This window comes from Nocardiopsis sp. NPDC006938 (assembly GCF_042869555.1).
Taxonomy (GTDB): domain Bacteria; phylum Actinomycetota; class Actinomycetes; order Streptosporangiales; family Streptosporangiaceae; genus Nocardiopsis.
Genome location: NZ_JBIAGA010000016.1, coordinates 85537 through 101985, shown reverse-complemented (window position 1 = coordinate 101985; position 16449 = coordinate 85537). Strand labels below are relative to the sequence as shown.

Here is a 16449-nt window from a genome sequence, read left to right as displayed (position 1 = left end):
AACGGTGGGGAAAAGGGGGACCGAGGTGTCCATTCCCCCCTGCTGCGGGGTCGAGCTACGGGTGAGCGTGTGATCCTCGGTCTGTCCATCTTCGTGATGCTTCTCAGTGTGCTGCTGGTCCTCCTCGTGCTGATGCACAAGGGCAAGGGCGGTGGCCTCTCCGACATGTTCGGCGGCGGTGTCACCTCCTCGCTCGGCGGTTCGTCCGTGGTCGAGCGCAACCTCGACCGGATGACCATCGGTATCGGGATCACCTGGATCGTGACGATCGTCATCCTCGGTCTGCTGATCAACCGGGGAATGTAGCGCGCCGATCGGCCGCAGGCCCCTCGTACAAGACCATCGCGCCCGAGTCAGGCAGCGAGTTCGCTGAAGGAGTTTTTCGTGGGTAGTGGCAGCGCCATCCGTGGCAGCCGAGTCGGAGCCGGCCCTATGGGCGAGGCCGAGCGCGGCGAGGCCGCTCCGCGTGTCCGGGTTCCGTTCTACTGTGCGAACCTGCACGAGGTCGTGCCCAGCTTCGCCAGCGAGGCCGCCGTTCCCGACGAGTGGGACTGCCCGCGCTGCGGGTTCCCCGCGGGCAAGGACAAGGCCAACCCGCCGTCGCCGCCGCGCACCGAGCCGTACAAGACCCACCTGGCGTACGTGAAGGAGCGGCGCAGCGAGGAGGAGGGCAAGCTCATCCTCGACGAGGCGCTGGCCAAGCTCCGCGCCGACCGCGCCGCCGTCGAGGCCCACATGAGGGCCTCCCAGAACTAGGCTCCGGACGGCCCCCGCGGCCGTCGGGGTTTCCAGGGGTCCGCCCCCGGTCACCGGACCGGGCGCGGGCCCCCGTGCGTGCCGGGGGAGGACGCCTCGGCGACGGGGGTGCCTCGGACATGAGGGAACGACCGATCTTCTCATTCCCGAGACCGGTGTGACCTGTGGGAATTACGATGACCGACACACACCCCCGAAGCCCCCTTCCTGAGGAGTTGGTGTCGATGTCAGCGTGCCCCACCGGCGGAGACCACGACTGGATTCTCGGCGACGACCGCAAGTTCCAGTGCGCCAAGTGCGGAGCTCAGAGCGCCAGGCGGTTCTGAAGCACCTGCCCGGGCCGCGCGGTACCCCGGGCCTCGGGTTCGTTCTTGGCCTCGGCACGCCAGGTCACGGGCCTTCCCAGGCTCTCGGCCACGGTCGTGGCCCAGCGCTCCAACGGCGCGAACCGCTCCGCCCCCTCCTCGTCCAGCATGGTGCGACCCCGGTAGACGATCCCCTCGATCACCAGGACCTCGCCGTCCACCAGGAGTGCGGTCTCGTACTCTCGCGTGCTGCGCCTCATGGGACAGGACTGTAGCGCCGAGGAGGGGCGGAGATCAGCCGTTCGCCGGTATTGACCGCACATGGCCGGGAAAGCGGCGTGACGCGGCGCACCAAGCACCCCCGAACCTTGGAAGAATGGGAGGTATGGCCTCCCCCGAACCACCGGACGTCCCCCCTGAGACACGGGGTGTCCCCTCGGACCTGACCCAGCCGCCCGCGAGCGTGTCCCACCTGCGCCGCTACGTCAGCCTGCGCGGCCCCAACACCCGCATGTGGATGACAGCGGCCTACTTCTCCGGCGGTCTCACCCTCGGCTTTGCCGTCGTGGTGGGGTCCATGCTCTGGCACGTGCTGCGGGAGGAGACCACGGTCGGCTCGGTGTCCCTGTGGGCGTTCGCGGCGCTGGTCATGTTCTTCATCGGCCCCGGCAGCAACGTCTTCCTCGTGCGCGGGCTGCCGCAGCGCATCACCCGGCAGGGCATCAGCGCCGACAGTGACGGCGTCACCGTGCTCCAGGAGCGCAAGTGGTGGTTCCCGGGAGAGGGCACCTTCATCGCCTGGCCGGAGATCCGCCGCATCCGCGAGGTGCACACCGGCGGACGCAGGATCACCTACTTCATCGAGTTCGCGCTGGACACCCACCGCACCGACCCCGAACTGCCCACCTGGGCCGAAACCCCCGAGAGCCTGGACCTGGAGGTCGACCCCGAGGCCGCCACGCAGTTCTACGTGCAGGTTCCGCGCGATCGCAAGGAGCACATCCTCAAGATGGTGGAGCGCACCGCGCCGCTGCCGTCGATCGTCGAGCGGACCCCGCCCCTGCGCGCTCGCCGCGGTTAGGGCGACCTCCCGCTGAGCCTGCGGGTGAGCTCCCCGGCCGCGTCCCGCACCCGGGAGGCCAGCGCCCGGGGGGTGACCGGCCGGGCCGCCGGCACGGTGAGGCTGATCGCGGCGGCCGGGCGCCCGTTGTGGTCCGAGGCCGCCGCCGCCACCGAGAGGAACCCCTCGGTGACCTGGCCGCTCTCGATCGACCACCCCTGACGGCGCTCCTCGGCCAACAGCTCCCGCAGTTGCCCCGGGGTGGACGGACCGCGCCCGGTGCGGTCGGTGAAGGCCCCCGTGTCCGGGTACAGCGCCCGCACCTGGGCGCGTGGCAGTCGGGCCAGCATGGCCCGCCCCGACGCGGTCAGGTGCGCGGGCAGGCGTACTCCCACACCGGTGATCAGGGTGGGCGCGTGCGGGGGCTGCTCCTTGAGCAGGTAGAGCGTGTCGGCTCCGTGCAGGACCCCCAGGTGCGCGGTGGCGCCGGTGGTCTCGGTGAGCTGGTGCAGCAGGGGCCGGGCCAGCCGCTCGACGCCGTCGTGGCGCAGGTAGGCCGAACCGATCTCGAAGGCGGCCACGCCGAGCCCCCACCGCCGATCCTCGGGCAGGTGGGTCACGAACCCCTCCTCGGCCATCGCCTCCAACAGCTGGTAGACGCTGGACCGGGGCAGGCCGAGGCCGGTGGCGATCGCCGAGGCCGAGACGGGGCCCGGCCGGGAGGCCAGGAAGCGCAGCAGCCGCAGCGCGCGCGTGGCCGCCGGAACAACACTCATGCCCCAAGGGTGTCATGGACTCGGCACGTGCGGTTGTGGCGCCACAGTGGCGCCGATATGTATTGCTAATATGTAGAGGTAGTGGCGTCAGCCCGATTCGAAGGAGTGCGCTGTGGCTGCCATTCAGATCAAGGATGTTCCGGACGAGGTCAGAGAGGCACTGGCAGCAGAGGCCAAGAGGTCGGGCAAGTCCCTCCAGGCCTACCTGCTGGGTCTCTTGGAGAAGGAGGCACGGTTCGCGCGCAATCGTGAGATCGTGGCGCAGACCCCCTTGCCCGGGGCCAAGCTGACTGTGGAAGAAATCGTCGCCGTGGTGCGTGAGGCCCGGGGCGATGGTGGTGACGAACCGGAAAGTGAAGTCGCGTGATCGTCGTAGACACGTCCGCGCTGGTCGACCTCTACCTCGGCGCGACCGGTCACGGTGTCGGGGTGGCACAAAGAGTCCTGGGCAGTGATCCGGAGTGGTACGCGCCGAGTCATCAACCGGCCGAGTTCCTCAGTTCCATGCGTGGCCTCGTGCTGGGGAGGAAGTTCCCCCAGGCTGACGCGGAAGCGGCACTGAAGCTCTATGAAATGCAGGCCATCAGTTATGTGGACGCCACGGGGTCGATCTATCACCGGGCGTGGGAGCTCCGCCACCATCTGAGCGCCTACGACGCGGTCTACGTGGCCGTCGCCGAAGCTCTGGACTGTGCGCTGGTCACCGCGGACGCGCGTATCGCGGCGGCGCCCGGTCTCAGGTGCGAGGTGCGGGTCATCCGCTAGCCCTCCGAGGTGTCTGGTATCTCGGACAGAACCCTCGTGTTGGCACTTCCGGTGCGGGCCCGGGCACGGTCGAATGGGGCCATGTCCACAGCAGTTCCTTCCGTTGCCGTCGGCGGTGCTCCGCTCACCCCGGCCCAGGTCCTCTCCGTCGCCCGCGAGGGCGCCCAGGTCGTCCTCAGCGAGGACACCCGCAAGGCCGTGCGCCACGGCCGCGAACAGGTCGAGGCGCTCGCCCGGGGCGAGGTGCCCGCCTACGGCGTCAGCACCGGGTTCGGCGCGCTGGCCACCCGGCACATCGCCCCCGACCTGCGCGCCCGCCTCCAGCGCTCCCTCATCCGCTCCCATGCCGCCGGGGCCGGACCCGAGGTGGAGCGCGAGGTCGTGCGCGCCCTCATGCTGCTGCGCCTGCGCACCCTGGCCTCGGGCAACACCGGGGTCCAGGTCGTCACCGTCGAGACCCTGGCCGCCCTGCTCAACGCCGGGATCACCCCCGTCGTCCACGAGTACGGCAGCCTGGGCTGCTCCGGCGACCTCGCGCCGCTCTCCCACGTCGCCCTGGCACTCATGGGCGAGGGGCGGGTCCGGGGCGCCGACGGTGAGCTCAGGGAGGCCGGGCAGGCCCTGGCCTCGGCGGGAATCACGCCCGTGGAGCTCGGCGCCAAGGAGGGCCTGGCCCTCATCAACGGCACGGACGGCATGCTCGGCATGCTCGCCATCGCCTGCGTGGACCTGGAGCGCCTGCTCAAGGTCGCCGACATCACCGCCGCCATGAGCGTCGAGGCCCTGCTCGGCACCGACCGGGTCTTCTCCGAGGAGCTCCAGAGACTGCGCCCGCACCCGGGTCAGGCCGCCTCCGCCTCGAACCTGCGCGCGATGCTCGCCGACTCGCCGATCGTCGCCTCCCACCGGGGGCCGGACTGCAACCGCGTCCAGGACGCCTACTCGCTGCGCTGCGCCCCGCAGGTGGCCGGGGCCGCCCGCGACACCCTCGCCCACGCCCTGCTCGTGGCCGGGCGCGAACTCGACAGCGTCATCGACAACCCGGTGGTGCTCGACGACGGCCGGGTGGAGTCCAACGGCAACTTCCACGGGGCCCCGGTCGCCTACGTCCTGGACTTCCTGGCCGTGGCCGTGGCCGACACCGCCTCGATCGCCGAACGCCGCACCGACCGCATGCTCGACGTCTCCCGCTCGCACGGGCTCCCGGCCTTCCTGGCCGACGACCCCGGAGTGGACTCCGGCCACATGATCGCCCAGTACACCCAGGCCGCGATCGTCTCCGAGCTCAAGCGCCTGGCGGTTCCCGCCAGCGTCGACTCCATCCCCAGCTCCGCCATGCAGGAGGACCACGTGTCCATGGGCTGGTCCGCCGCGCGCAAGCTGCGCCGCGCCGTCGACGGGCTCACCACCGTGCTGGCCGTGGAGCTGCTGACCGCCGCCCGCGCCCTGGACCTGCGCTCCCCGCTGGAGCCCGGACCCGCCACCGGCGCCGTCCTGCGCACGGTGCGCGAACGGGTCGCGGGACCCGGTCCCGACCGCTACCTGGCCCCCGAGATCGCCGCCGTGGCCGCCCTGGTCGCCGACGGTTCGGTCGTCGAGGCCGCCGAGACCGTCACCCCCCTCGCCTAACCCCCCCGGAGACTACGATGAGCACACCCCGCACCGTCCGCGCGGCCCGCGGCCTCACCCTGTCGGCCAAGGGCTGGCAGCAGGAGGCGGCCCTGCGCATGTTCCACAACAACCTCGACCCCGAGGTGGCCGAACACCCCGAGGACCTGGTCGTCTACGGCGGCACCGGCAAGGCCGCGCGTGACTGGCGCAGCTTCGACCGCATCACCGCCTCCCTGCGCGACCTGGAGGGCGACGAGACGCTGCTGGTGCAGTCCGGCCGCCCGGTCGGCATCATGCGCACCCACGAGTGGGCGCCGCGCGTGCTGCTGGCCAACAGCAACCTGGTGGGGGACTGGGCCAACTGGCCCGAGTTCCGCCGCCTGGAGGCCGAGGGCCTGACCATGTACGGGCAGATGACCGCCGGGTCGTGGATCTACATCGGCACCCAGGGCATCCTCCAGGGCACCTACGAGACCTTCGCGGCCGTGGCCGCGAAGAAGTTCGGGGGTACTCTCGCCGGAACCATCACCCTGACCGCCGGGCTCGGGGGCATGGGTGGCGCCCAGCCCCTGGCCGTCACCATGAACGACGGTGTGGCGATCGTGGTCGAGTGCGACGGCAGCCGGATCGACCGCCGCATCGAGCACCGCTACCTCGACGTGCGCGCCGCCGACCTCGACGAGGCCCTGGACCTCGCGGTGCGCGCCCGCGACGAGCGCCGACCGCTGTCCATCGGCGTCCTGGGCAACGCCGCCGAGGTCTTCCCCGAACTCCTCTCCCGGGGCGCGCCGATCGACGTCGTCACCGACCAGACGTCGGCGCACGACCCGCTCGCCTACCTTCCGGCGGGCGTGGCCTTCGAGGACTGGAAGGGGCTGGCCGCCGCCAAGCCCGAGGAGTTCACCCTCCGGGCCAGGGAGTCCATGGCCGCGCACGTGGAGGCCATGGTGGGCTTCCTCGACGCGGGCTCGGAGGTCTTCGACTACGGGAACTCCATCCGTGACGAGGCGCGCGAGGGCGGCTTCACCCGCGCGTTCGACTTCCCCGGCTTCGTGCCCGCCTACATCCGTCCCCTGTTCTGCGAGGGCAAGGGCCCGTTTCGGTGGGCCGCGCTGTCCGGGGACCCCGCCGACATCGCCCGCACCGACGAGGCCGTCCTCGACCTGTTCCCCGACAACGAGCACCTGGCCCGGTGGATTCGCATGGCGCGCGAGCGGGTCGCCTTCCAGGGTCTGCCCGCCCGGATCTGCTGGCTGGGCCAGGGTGAGCGGGCCGCGGCCGGGCAGCGCTTCAACGAACTGGTGGCCTCCGGGGAGATCACCGCGCCGCTGGCGATCGGTCGCGACCACCTGGACACCGGGTCGGTGGCCTCGCCCTACCGCGAGACCGAGGGCATGAAGGACGGTTCGGACGCGATCGCCGACTGGCCGCTGCTCAACGCCCTGGTCAACACCTCCTCCGGTGCCTCCTGGGTGTCCATCCACCACGGCGGCGGGGTCGGCATGGGCCGCTCCATCCACGCCGGTCAGGTGAGCGTCGCGGACGGCACCGAGCTGGCCGCCGCCAAGCTCCAGAGGGTGCTCACCAACGATCCGGCCATGGGCGTCGTCCGGCACGTGGACGCCGGGTACGAGGAGGCCGAACGGGTCGCCGAGGCGCACGGCATCCGCGTCCCCATGAAGGAGGGCGAGTGAGCTTCGACCAGCTCTGGGCCGACCTGGCTCCGGTGGGCCGCTCCGCCGACAGCGGCGGCTACCACCGGTACACCTGGGCGGGCGCCGACACCGACGCCCGCGCCTGGTTCACCGAGGCGGCCGCCGCCCGGGGCCTGGACGTGCGCACCGACCGCAACGGCAACCTGTGGGCCTGGTGGGGCACGCCCGGCCCGGGCGCGGTGGCCACCGGCTCGCACCTGGACTCGGTGCCCGACGGCGGGGCCTTCGACGGGCCCCTCGGCGTGGCCAGCGCCCTGGCGGCCGTCGACGAACTGCGCGCACGCGGGTTCACCCCCTCCCGCCCGCTGGTCCTGGGCGTGTTCGTCGAGGAGGAGGGCGGCCGGTTCGGGGTGCCCTGCCTGGGCAGCCGCCTGACCACCGGGGAGATCGACCCGGCACGCGCGCGCTCCCTCACCGACGCCTCCGGTGTCACCTGGGAGCGGGCCATGGCGGGGGCGGGGTTGGACCCCGAGGCGATCGGACCCGACCCCGAACTCCTCTCCTGGCTGGACGTGTTCGTCGAGCTGCACGTCGAGCAGGGGCGTGCGCTGGAGGACACCGACCACGCGGTGGGGGTGGCCAGCGCGATCTGGCCGCACGGCCGGTGGCGGATGGACTTCCGGGGCCGGGCCGACCACGCGGGCACCACCCGTCTGGAGGACCGCGCGGACCCCATGCTCCCGTTCGCCCACACGATCCTGGCCGCCCGCGCCCTGGCCGAGCGGCACGGGGCCCGGGCCACCGTGGCCAAGGGCCTGATCACCCCCAACGGCACCAACGCGATCCCCTCGCTGGTCAGCGCCTGGCTGGACGCCCGAGCCGCCGACCGGGCCGCTCTGGAGTCGGTGGTCGAGGGTGTACGCGAGGCCGCCGACCGGGCCGCCCACGACCACGGGGTCTCCCTCGCGATGACGGCCGAGTCCACCACCCCTCTGGTGGAGTTCTCGCACGACCTCAGGGACCGGCTGGCCGGGATCGTGGGTACCCGGGCCGCCGAGGCGGCAGGTCCGGTGCCGGTCCTGCCCACCGGGGCCGGGCACGACGCCGGGGTGCTCTCCGCTCACGTGCCCACCGCGATGCTGTACGTGCGCAACCCGAGCGGGATCTCGCACTCGCCGCAGGAGTGGGCCCGCCCCGAGGACTCCCACGCCGGGGTCCTCGCCCTGGCGGACGTTCTGGCCGACCTTCTCGCCGTTCCCGGAGGCGGCCGGTGACCGACCGATCGGAACACCCGCGCGCCCGGCGCGCACGGAGTCCGCGCGGGTCGGGTTCCCCGACGGTCCCGGGCGCCCCGGCCCCTCACGCCCGGGCCCCGCTCGGGCCGAACGCGCGGGGGCTCGGCCCGAGCACACCGGGTGCGCGGGCGCGCCGGTACTGGTGCGAGTGGGCGTGGCTGGGCGGTGAGGCTCCCGAAGCCGGGGTGCTCCTCACCGTCGACGACGGGCGGCTGACCTCCGTCGTCACGGGGGCCGACCCGGGCGGTGCCGAGCGCCTGCCCGGCCTCACCCTGCCCGGCCTGGCCAACGCCCACTCGCACGCCTTCCACCGGGCGCTGCGCGGCCGCACCCACACCGACGGCGGGTCCTTCTGGACCTGGCGCGAGGTGATGTACCGCGCGGCCGAGCGCCTCGACCCCGACTCCTACCACCGTCTGGCCCGCGCCGCCTACGCCGAGATGGCCCTGGCCGGGGTGGCCTGCGTGGGCGAGTTCCACTACCTGCACCACGGCCCCGGCGGACGCCCCTACGACGACCCCAACGCCATGGGCGAGGCCCTGGTGGCGGCCGCCGCCGACGCGGGCGTGCGCATCACCCTCCTGGACGTGTGCTACCTGTCCGGCGGGCTGGCTGAGGACGGCACGCACCGGCCGTTGGCCGGGCCGCAGCTGCGCTTCGGCGACGGCTCCGCCGACGCCTGGGCCACCCGGGTCGGCGCGTTCACGCCCCGGGGCGCGCACGCCCGCGTGGGAGCGGCCGCGCACTCGGTCCGCGCCGTCCCCGCCGCCGACCTGCCGACCGTCGTCCGTCTCGCGGACACCGGCGGGCTGCCCCTGCACGTCCACGTCTCCGAGCAACCCGCCGAGAACGCCGCCTGCCTGGCCGCGTACGGCACCACCCCCGTGCGGGTGCTGGCCGACGCGGGCGCCCTCACCGAACGCACCACCCTGGTGCACGCCACCCACCTCACCGACGCCGACGTCGCCACCGTCCGAGGGAGCGGCTGCGCCGTGTGCCTGTGCCCGACCACCGAGCGCGACCTCGCGGACGGGCTGCCGCGCACCGGCGACCTCACGGCCGGTCCGCACCGGGTCCCCCTGAGTCTGGGCACCGACCAGCACGCCCAGCTCGACCTGTTCGAGGAAGCGCGCGCGGTGGAACTGCACGAACGCCTGCGCACCCACCGCCGTGGCACGCTGGGCAGCGCGGAGCTGCTGCGCGCCGCCACCTCCGACGGGCACGCGGGTCTCGGCTGGCACGACGCGGGAACGCTCACCCCCGGAGCCCGCGCCGACCTGGTCACCGTGTCCCTGGACGGCGTGCGGTTGTCCGGGGCCGATCCCGAGCGGGCCACCGATGCCGTGGTCTTCGCCGCCTCCGCCGCCGACGTCCGCCACGTGATGGTCGACGGCGCGTGGACCGTCCGCGACGGCGCGCACCTGAGCCTGCCCGACACCGCCCGAGAACTCGACGCCGCCATCAAGGAGCTGCTGTGACCCCGAACGGCCCCGACACCCCGACCGAGCCCGCGACGCCCGGCACCGTCCTCGTCGACGCCATCGGCACCCTGGTCACCAACGATCCCGAACGGGGCAAGGGCCCCCTCGGTGAGATCGAGGACGCCGCCCTGGTGATCGAGGACGGCCGGGTGGCCTGGGCGGGGCCGCGCGCGCAGGCTCCCGACGCCGACGTCCGGGTGGACGCCGCCGGACGGTGCGTGCTGCCGGGGTTCGTGGACAGCCACTCCCACATCGTGTTCGCCGGGGACCGCAGCCGCGAGTTCGCCGCCCGGATGAGCGGTACCCCCTACTCGGCGGGCGGTATCCGCACCACCGTCGCGGCCACTCGCGCCGCCTCCGACGCCGATCTGCTGGCCGGGGCCCGCCGCTTCGTCCGTGAGGCGCACGGCCAGGGCACCACCACTCTGGAGGTCAAGTCCGGGTACGGGCTGACCGTGGAGGACGAGCGCCGCTCCCTGGAGGTCGCCGGCCGGGTCACCGACGAGGTCACCTTCCTGGGCGCGCACGTGGTCGCTCCCGAGTACGCCGACGATCCGGGCGCCTACGTCGACCTGGTCACCGGGCCGATGCTGGACGCCTGCGCGCCGCACGCCCGCTGGGTGGACGTGTTCTGCGAGCGCGGCGCCTTCGACGAGGAGGCCTCGCGCCGGGTGCTCGCCGCCGGGATGGAACGCGGGCTGCTGCCCCGCGTACACGGCAACCAGTTGGGCGAGGGGCCGGGGGTCCGGCTCGCGGTGGAGCTGGGGGCCGCCTCGGTGGACCACTGCACGTACCTGACCGGTGAGGACGTGGACGCCCTGGCCCAGGCGGCGCGGCGGCCCGAGCCCACGGTGGCGACGCTGCTTCCGGGGGTGGACTTCTCCACCCGTCAGCCCTATCCGGACGCCCGCGCCCTCATCGACGCGGGCGCTCTGGTGGCCCTGGCCAGCGACTGCAACCCGGGCTCGTGCTTCACGTCCAGTCTGGCGTTCTGTGTCGCCGTGGCCGTGCGGGACATGGGGATGACCCCGGACGAGGCGGTGTGGGCGGCGACCCGGGGCGGGGCGCTGGCGCTGCGCCGCGACGACGTGGGCCGCCTGTCGCCGGGGGGCCGGGCCGACCTGACCCTGCTCGACGCGCCCAACCACCTGTATCTGGCCTACCGCCCGGGTGTGCCCCAGGTGGCGGCGGTGTGGAAGGACGGTGCCCTGGTCGCGGGCAGGCCGTAGGCGGGGCCCGGCCGCCGGGACCGCGGGTCGTCACGCCCGCGGGGCGCCCTCGCGGCGGGCGGCCCAGGCCCGGTCCGCCAGCCGGTGCGCGGCGCGGCGGAGCATCGCGCGCACCACCAGCGGGTGCAGGGTCGGGCCTCCACGGCGAAGGCGTCGGCGTGGTGGGAGTCGTCGAAGGCGTCGTGCGCGAGCCGCGCGGCCACGGTGTGGCCGCCACCGTCTCCCGGGTCACCGAACGACGGATCGCCTACGTGGCGGCCCTGTACGAGGAGTTGGGCGTCTCGCCCGACCGCGCCCGGCAGCGGGCCCTGCTCGCCTTCTCCACCTGGCTCGGCTACACACAACTCGTCCACGCGACCCCCGAGGCGCTGCCCTCGGGGCCCGACGCCGAGGCCTACGTGGAGTTCGTCCTGGACCAGACCGTCACTCCCGGAGGCATCGACGACGCGGGCGGTGCGTGACCCGTGCCCGCCCGGCCCGGCGTGTGGCCCGCCGAGGCCGGGGAGCCCCGCCTCGCGCGCGGGAGCACGCGGACGGCACGTACGCGAACGGGGGCCGACGGGCACACCGGTGCCCGCCGACCCCCGTTTCGCGGTTGACGCGATGAGGCCGGTCCGGCCGTTTCCGAGCGGGAACGGCCGGATGAACCTAGGGAGTGGTCCGGGGGCGGCCCCGGACCTCGCACGACCTAGTTGTCGTCGTCGCCGTCCGCGTCGCTGTCGGAGCCCTCGGGCTTCTCGGCGGTGGGGGCGGCGGCCTTCTTGGTCGTGGCGCGACGCTTCTTCACCGGACGCGAGTAGTCGACGAGGGGCTCGTAGCGGGTCTCGTGCTCCTTGAAGCACTCCTCGCAGGCGTCGACCTCGCGGACGGCGCCCTCCCAGGCGAACTGGATGACCTCAGTCGCCTCGACCTTCTCCTCGCGGACGGCGTGGGGATCGCAGTACTTGCGCGTGAAGACCTCGGTGACCACGGCGGGGATTTCCCTTCGGTATCGCGTGAACTGTGCGGACCCTGTAATCATACACGTGTACGAACACGGAAACGGGTGATGAGACCGGTTTCCGTGATGGGTCGGGGTCGCCCCGAAGCCTAGCGAAGTCGGAGGGGTCGTCGCGCCGTCCCGCGACGCGTGTGCCCGGGATGACCAGGCGGTCCATTCGGGTGACGGTCCGTGATCCCGGGGGCCGGAGCCGAGTCCGCGTGTTCCCGGTGCGCGTTCCGCATAACCGTTCTCCCCCTTTTCGTTCCTGTTCCCGCATTCGCCCCAACCGATTTGTGTATGTGGCGAACAAGGCGGGCGGGCTGTGGTTAGTGTGAGTTCCACTCGGGTTCGAGGGGCCGTGCCGGTGACGAAGGCGGATCGGCCCGGGAAACCGGCCGACGCGTCCAGGCGGGCGCGCGCCGGGGAAAGGCCGGTCCGTGGGGGAACGGAATCGGTGCCACAGACCAGGGCCCCGCGCGGACGCGGGGAGCGATGTCGTGTGTTCGGGGGGATGATCGTGGTCGAGTACATGGAAGGTACGTCCGGAAGGCGCGGCGGCGGGCCGGGGGAAACGCCCGCCGCCGACCACGGCGGATCGGCGCGGGGCTGGGCCGGGGCGGATATGGCGCACGCCTGTGAACGTCTGTCGGTCGATCCCGCATTCGTGAAACTCCGAAGGAGATTCGCAGTCCAATCCGGACTGTTGGTCGGCACCTTCCTGCTGAGTTACCTTTCCTATCTCCTCCTTTCCGCCTACGCGCGTGATTTCATGAGTGTGCGCGTCGCCGACCAGGTCAACGTCGCCCTGGTGATGGGCATCGGTCAGTTCCTGCTCACCTTCGCCCTCGCCTGGGCGTTCGGCCGGTTCTCCGCGCGCGCCATCGACCCCCTCGCGGAGGGGCTCCGCGACCGGGCCCGGGCCGAGGACACCCTCGACGGACGGGCGGCCCTTTGATGGAGACCCTCGCCCCGGTGCGTCCGAGCACGGTCCTCGACACCCCGATCCAGACCGCGCACGCCTGGACCATCGGACTGTGCGCCCTGTTCGTGCTGGTCACGCTGGTCATCACGGTGCGGGCCCGGCGTACCACCCAGGGCGCCGTCGACTTCTACGCCGGAGGGCGCGGCTTCTCCAGCACCCAGAACGGCCTGGCCCTGACCGGCGACTACCTCTCCGCGGCGTCCTTCCTGGGCATCGCCGGGATGATCGCCCTCCAGGGATACGACGGCTTCCTGTACTCCATCGGCTTCCTGGTGGCCTGGCTGCTGGTCCTGCCCATGGCGCAGCTCACACGCAACACCGGCCGCTTCACCATGGCCGACCTGCCCGCCTTCCGTATGCGCCGGATGCGCGTGCGCCTGGCCTGCACCGTGTCCACGGTCACCGTGTGCGTGTTCTACCTGGTCGCGCAGATGGTCGGGGCGGGCGCCCTGGTCTCGGTCCTGCTGGGTCTGCACGACGGCGGCACCTTCCTCGGCCTGAGCGCGGGCCAGGCGCGCACCGGAGCCATCGTCCTGGTGGGCGTTCTGATGATCGTGTACGTCATGTACGGCGGCATGAAGGCGGCCACCTGGCTCCAGATCATCAAGGCCGTGGTGTTGCTCACCGCCAGCGGTCTGCTCACCGTCCTGGTGCTGGCCCTGTTCTCCTTCGACCCGCGCGCGCTGCTCGGCGGCGCCGCCGAGGCCAGCGGTCACGGGCAGGCCTTCCTCGAACCCGGGCTCCGGTTCGGCGTCGAGGTCCCCGGGGACGCGGCCCGTACCCTCTTCAACAAGCTGGACCTGGTCAGCCTGGGACTGGCACTGGTCCTGGGCACCGTCGCCCTGCCGCACATCCTCATCCGCTTCTACACGGTGCCCGACGGCCGGGCCGCACGCTCCTCGGTCAACCGCACCATCGCCATGGTGGGCGCCTTCTACCTGATGACCCTCGCCCTGGGGTTCGGCGCCGCGGCCCTGGTGGGCTCCGAGCGGATCACGGCCCTGGACCCCTCGGGGAACTCCGCGGTCCCGTTGCTCGCCGAGGAGGTGGGCCGTCAGACCGCGGGGCCGGTGGGGGCCGCCGTACTCCTCGCGCTCATCTCGGCGGTGGCGCTGGCGACCATCCTCGCGGTCATCGCCAGCCTCACGCTCGCCTCGTCCTCGTCGATCGCGCACGACCTGTTCGGACACGTCCTCATGTGGGGCCGCCCGCGCGAGTCCCAGGAGGTGGGGGTCGCCCGGTTCTCGGCCTGTGTGATCGGCGCCCTCGCCATCGCCCTGGCGGTGCAGGCCCAGGGGCAGAACGTCGCCTTCCTGGTGGGGTTGGCCTTCGCGATCGCGGCCGCCGCGAACCTGCCCGTCATCGTGCTCACCCTGTTCTGGCGCCGCTTCAACACCCGGGGCGTGGAGTGGGGCGTCTACGGGGGGCTGTCGGCCACGCTGGTGCTGATGCTGCTCTCCCCGGTGATGTCCGGCAAGACCGATCCGGTCACCGGTGAGAACCTGTCGGTGCTGCCCGCGTGGATCGACATCCAGGTCTTCCCGATGGAGAACCCGGCACTGGTCGCCGTGCCCGTCGGCTTCGCGTGCGCGATCGTCGGCAGCCTGCTCTCCCGGGAGCGCAACAGCGCGCGCTTCACGGAGCTGCGGGTGCGCTCGCTCACCGGGTGGGGCGCCGATCGCGACTGATCGCCGGTGCCCGGTGCCCAGGGACCCCGGGCCCACGGGCGTCTGGACCGTGCTCGGGGCCGCCCGGGCGGTCGGGCGTCCGGATCGGTCGGCCCTACTGGGGGCGGGCGTCGGCGAGGACGGCGGCCAGTTCGTCGAGCAGGGCGGGGAACTCGGGGAGCGCGCGGGCGATCCCGTCCCAGCCCGCCTCGAACGCGGCGGCACGCGCCTCCAGGGACCACGCGTCGGAACCGCGCAACGAACGGCCCAGGGCCCACCCGGCCGCGGCCACGAGGGGGCGGGACAGCCCGACTCCGCGCACCTCCAAACGGCCGGAGACCGACCACACCCCCTCCGGGCCCGGCGCGGGGACCGCCTCCCCGCTCGCCCGGACCAGCCGGTGCTCCACCTCCAGGGTCACCGGAGGCACGGTCGCGGCTCCGGAGGCGGCCGCGTACCAACCGGGCAGGTCGACCCGCACCCGCACACGGGCCCGCAGGAGGCCCGACCCCCAGCGCGCCATGGCGCTCTCGACGGGCAGGCGCAGGTCGGCCTCGACGGTCAGGGTCTCCTGGACGTGGTCGTGGACCACCGTCCCGGTCGTGGTGGTGCTCTCGCCCCGGGGCGAGGCGCCGTCCGCGGCCCCGGCGTCCTCGCGCATGGCGAAGTCGACCGCGCACCGTCCCGACTCGTTCCAGGAGGTGACGGTGAGGTCGGTGCCCACCCAGCCGTCGCCGTCGGTCTCGAAGACCGGACGCCCCTCGGCATCGACCTCGGTGACCAGGTAGGCGCTGCCGGGGGCGAGGTGCTCACCGGACAGCAGCCGCAGGGAGAGCCGGGCCTCGCGCAACGCCGCCTCTTCCGCCAGGTCGTGCCCGTCCAGTTCCCGTTCGGCCGAGCCGCGGTCGTCACCTTCGGGAACGGCCTCCCCGGAACCCTCGGCGTGGCCCGGCGGGTCCTCGAAGGCCCGCTGGTAGGCGGCCCTCTCCTCGGCGTCCGGCACGATTCCCCGTGCCTCGGCGCGGCGCTCCAGGCGCCGCAGCTCCTCTTCGGTGGGAGGGAGCAGAGCCCCGTCCGGGCCGAAACGCGCGCCGCGCACGACCCCGTACGCCGAGGACACGGTCCGGGCGACGTCCCCCCGGTCCAGGGCGGTGAGCGTGAAGGTGTGGTGCAGGTGGGGCATACGCCCTCCGGGGTGGAAATCGGGGCCGACGGGGTCCGACCCATTGTCGTCCCCGGGCCTGCGCGCGGACAACCTCGCCGCTGTCGTCGGTCCGCGACACCATGGCCGGTATGACCAGACACATCGTGCTGCTGCGCGGCATCAACGTCGGCGGGCACCGCAAGGTGGCCATGGCGGACCTGCGGGACCTGCTCTCCGGTCTCGGGTACACGGACGTGGCCACCTACATCCAGAGCGGTAACGCCGTGCTGACCTCGTCGGAGAGCGATCCCGGGGCGGTGGGCGCCGCCGTGCGCTCCGCTCTCCGCGACCGGTTCGACCTGGACGTCCCGGTGGTGACCCGCACGCTCGACCAGCTCCGCGCCGCCGTGGCGGCCAACACCCTGACGGTGGGCGACCCCTCCGCGTTCATGGTGCTGTTCTGCTCGGAACCCGTGGACACCGCCGCGCTCGCCGCGATCGACCCCGCCACCCATCCGCGCGAGGAGATGGTCGTCACCGCCACCGAGGTGTTCACCCACCACGAGCTCGGGGTGCGCGCGGCCCGGCTGCCCGCGGTGGTCGCCCGGAACTGCCCGGGGGAGGTCACCGCCCGCAACTGGCGTACCGTGCTGCGTCTGCTCGAGATGGCCGAGGGCGCGTGAAGCCCGAGCGCACCCCCGGATGACGCGGCGCGCCGGGACTGTCCGAGAGTAGTCGTGG

The 16449-nt window shown here is 72.9% G+C and carries 18 protein-coding genes; 14 read left to right on the top strand and 4 right to left on the bottom strand.

The window, feature by feature from the left end:
* The first annotated feature begins 69 nt into the window (after nt 1–69).
* Together secG and ACFYL4_RS21960 are read left to right on the top strand one after the other, a co-directional pair.
* Nucleotides 70–306: a preprotein translocase subunit SecG gene (gene secG, locus ACFYL4_RS21965; RefSeq protein ID WP_017546450.1), complete on the top strand. Its 237-nt coding sequence runs from the start codon at nt 70–72 to the stop codon at nt 304–306.
* 78 nt (nt 307–384) lie between these two features.
* Complete coding sequence (locus tag ACFYL4_RS21960; RefSeq protein WP_357764081.1) at nt 385–756, top strand: RNA polymerase-binding protein RbpA; 372 nt, start codon at nt 385–387, stop codon at nt 754–756.
* 304 nt (nt 757–1060) lie between these two features.
* On the opposite strand, the gene ACFYL4_RS21955 is transcribed toward ACFYL4_RS21960, so the two are convergent.
* Entirely contained in the window at nt 1061–1321 is a 261-nt protein-coding gene (locus tag ACFYL4_RS21955) for a hypothetical protein (protein WP_387520486.1), read from the bottom strand.
* 125 nt (nt 1322–1446) lie between these two features.
* On the opposite strand from ACFYL4_RS21955, the gene ACFYL4_RS21950 reads away from it, so the two are divergent.
* On the top strand, nt 1447–2142 hold the full coding sequence (locus ACFYL4_RS21950) for a hypothetical protein (protein WP_357764087.1): 696 nt from the start codon (nt 1447–1449) through the stop codon (nt 2140–2142).
* Here the strand turns inward: ACFYL4_RS21950 and ACFYL4_RS21945 are convergent.
* Nucleotides 2139–2897, bottom strand: a complete 759-nt coding sequence (locus ACFYL4_RS21945) for an IclR family transcriptional regulator (RefSeq protein ID WP_387520483.1) — start codon at nt 2895–2897, stop codon at nt 2139–2141. The two genes, ACFYL4_RS21950 and ACFYL4_RS21945, sit on opposite strands and share 4 nt — an antisense overlap.
* A 112-nt stretch (nt 2898–3009) precedes the next feature.
* On the opposite strand from ACFYL4_RS21945, the gene ACFYL4_RS21940 reads away from it, so the two are divergent.
* The 8 genes from ACFYL4_RS21940 (at nt 3010) to ACFYL4_RS21905 (ending at nt 11394) form a co-directional block, all read left to right on the top strand.
* Nucleotides 3010–3264, top strand: coding sequence for a hypothetical protein (locus ACFYL4_RS21940; RefSeq protein WP_387520480.1), 255 nt, complete (start codon nt 3010–3012; stop codon nt 3262–3264).
* Nucleotides 3261–3662, top strand: a complete 402-nt coding sequence (locus ACFYL4_RS21935; RefSeq protein ID WP_387520477.1) for a type II toxin-antitoxin system VapC family toxin — start codon at nt 3261–3263, stop codon at nt 3660–3662. Before ACFYL4_RS21940 ends, ACFYL4_RS21935 begins: the two co-directional genes overlap by 4 nt.
* 81 nt (nt 3663–3743) lie before the next feature.
* Nucleotides 3744–5291 carry a histidine ammonia-lyase gene (gene hutH / locus ACFYL4_RS21930; protein ID WP_387520474.1) on the top strand — a complete coding sequence of 516 codons (1548 nt, stop codon included), beginning with the start codon at nt 3744–3746 and terminating at the stop codon, nt 5289–5291.
* A gap of 17 nt (nt 5292–5308) precedes the next feature.
* Nucleotides 5309–6967, top strand: coding sequence for a urocanate hydratase (hutU, locus tag ACFYL4_RS21925; RefSeq protein ID WP_357764099.1), 1659 nt, complete (start codon nt 5309–5311; stop codon nt 6965–6967).
* On the top strand, nt 6964–8202 hold the full coding sequence (locus ACFYL4_RS21920; RefSeq protein WP_387520471.1) for an allantoate amidohydrolase: 1239 nt from the start codon (nt 6964–6966) through the stop codon (nt 8200–8202). Before hutU ends, ACFYL4_RS21920 begins: the two co-directional genes overlap by 4 nt.
* 179 nt (nt 8203–8381) lie before the next feature.
* Nucleotides 8382–9701 (top strand): formimidoylglutamate deiminase, encoded by a 1320-nt coding sequence (locus ACFYL4_RS21915; RefSeq protein WP_387520549.1) that lies wholly within the window; start codon nt 8382–8384, stop codon nt 9699–9701.
* Entirely contained in the window at nt 9698–10933 is a 1236-nt protein-coding gene (hutI, locus tag ACFYL4_RS21910) for an imidazolonepropionase (RefSeq protein WP_387520468.1), read from the top strand. The genes ACFYL4_RS21915 and hutI overlap by 4 nt, the downstream gene beginning before the upstream one ends.
* A gap of 161 nt (nt 10934–11094) precedes the next feature.
* A complete protein-coding gene (locus ACFYL4_RS21905) occupies nt 11095–11394 on the top strand; it encodes a hypothetical protein (RefSeq protein ID WP_387520465.1) in 300 nt (99 codons plus the stop codon).
* 227 nt (nt 11395–11621) lie between these two features.
* On the opposite strand, the gene ACFYL4_RS21900 is transcribed toward ACFYL4_RS21905, so the two are convergent.
* The gene (locus ACFYL4_RS21900) at nt 11622–11903 is read right to left on the bottom strand and encodes a hypothetical protein (protein ID WP_357764114.1); all 282 of its coding nucleotides are present in this window, start codon (nt 11901–11903) and stop codon (nt 11622–11624) included.
* 529 nt (nt 11904–12432) lie between these two features.
* Between ACFYL4_RS21900 and ACFYL4_RS21895 the strand changes: the two genes are divergently transcribed.
* Both ACFYL4_RS21895 and ACFYL4_RS21890 read left to right on the top strand, forming a co-directional pair.
* Nucleotides 12433–12870: a DUF485 domain-containing protein gene (locus ACFYL4_RS21895; RefSeq protein ID WP_387520546.1), complete on the top strand. Its 438-nt coding sequence runs from the start codon at nt 12433–12435 to the stop codon at nt 12868–12870.
* The gene (locus ACFYL4_RS21890; protein ID WP_387520462.1) at nt 12870–14585 is read left to right on the top strand and encodes a cation acetate symporter; all 1716 of its coding nucleotides are present in this window, start codon (nt 12870–12872) and stop codon (nt 14583–14585) included. Before ACFYL4_RS21895 ends, ACFYL4_RS21890 begins: the two co-directional genes overlap by 1 nt.
* Before the next feature lie 94 nt (nt 14586–14679).
* Here ACFYL4_RS21890 and ACFYL4_RS21885 read toward each other — a convergent pair whose 3' ends face one another.
* On the bottom strand, nt 14680–15747 hold the full coding sequence (locus tag ACFYL4_RS21885; RefSeq protein ID WP_387520460.1) for a hypothetical protein: 1068 nt from the start codon (nt 15745–15747) through the stop codon (nt 14680–14682).
* A 101-nt stretch (nt 15748–15848) separates the two neighbouring features.
* On the opposite strand from ACFYL4_RS21885, the gene ACFYL4_RS21880 reads away from it, so the two are divergent.
* Nucleotides 15849–16391, top strand: a complete 543-nt coding sequence (locus ACFYL4_RS21880; protein WP_357764126.1) for a DUF1697 domain-containing protein — start codon at nt 15849–15851, stop codon at nt 16389–16391.
* The last annotated feature ends 58 nt before the right edge of the window (nt 16392–16449 follow it).

What these genes read in the sequence shown, in the direction of transcription:
- ACFYL4_RS21955 (WP_387520486.1), bottom strand. Translation starts at nt 1,321, where the DNA reads ATGAGGCGCAGCACGCGAGAGTACGAGACCGCACTCCTGGTGGACGGC.
- ACFYL4_RS21950 (WP_357764087.1), top strand. Translation starts at nt 1,447, where the DNA reads ATGGCCTCCCCCGAACCACCGGACGTCCCCCCTGAGACACGGGGTGTC.
- ACFYL4_RS21945 (WP_387520483.1), bottom strand. Translation starts at nt 2,897, where the DNA reads ATGAGTGTTGTTCCGGCGGCCACGCGCGCGCTGCGGCTGCTGCGCTTC.
- hutH (WP_387520474.1), top strand. Translation starts at nt 3,744, where the DNA reads ATGTCCACAGCAGTTCCTTCCGTTGCCGTCGGCGGTGCTCCGCTCACC.
- hutU (WP_357764099.1), top strand. Translation starts at nt 5,309, where the DNA reads ATGAGCACACCCCGCACCGTCCGCGCGGCCCGCGGCCTCACCCTGTCG.
- ACFYL4_RS21890 (WP_387520462.1), top strand. Translation starts at nt 12,870, where the DNA reads ATGGAGACCCTCGCCCCGGTGCGTCCGAGCACGGTCCTCGACACCCCG.
- ACFYL4_RS21885 (WP_387520460.1), bottom strand. Translation starts at nt 15,747, where the DNA reads ATGCCCCACCTGCACCACACCTTCACGCTCACCGCCCTGGACCGGGGG.
- ACFYL4_RS21880 (WP_357764126.1), top strand. Translation starts at nt 15,849, where the DNA reads ATGGCCGGTATGACCAGACACATCGTGCTGCTGCGCGGCATCAACGTC.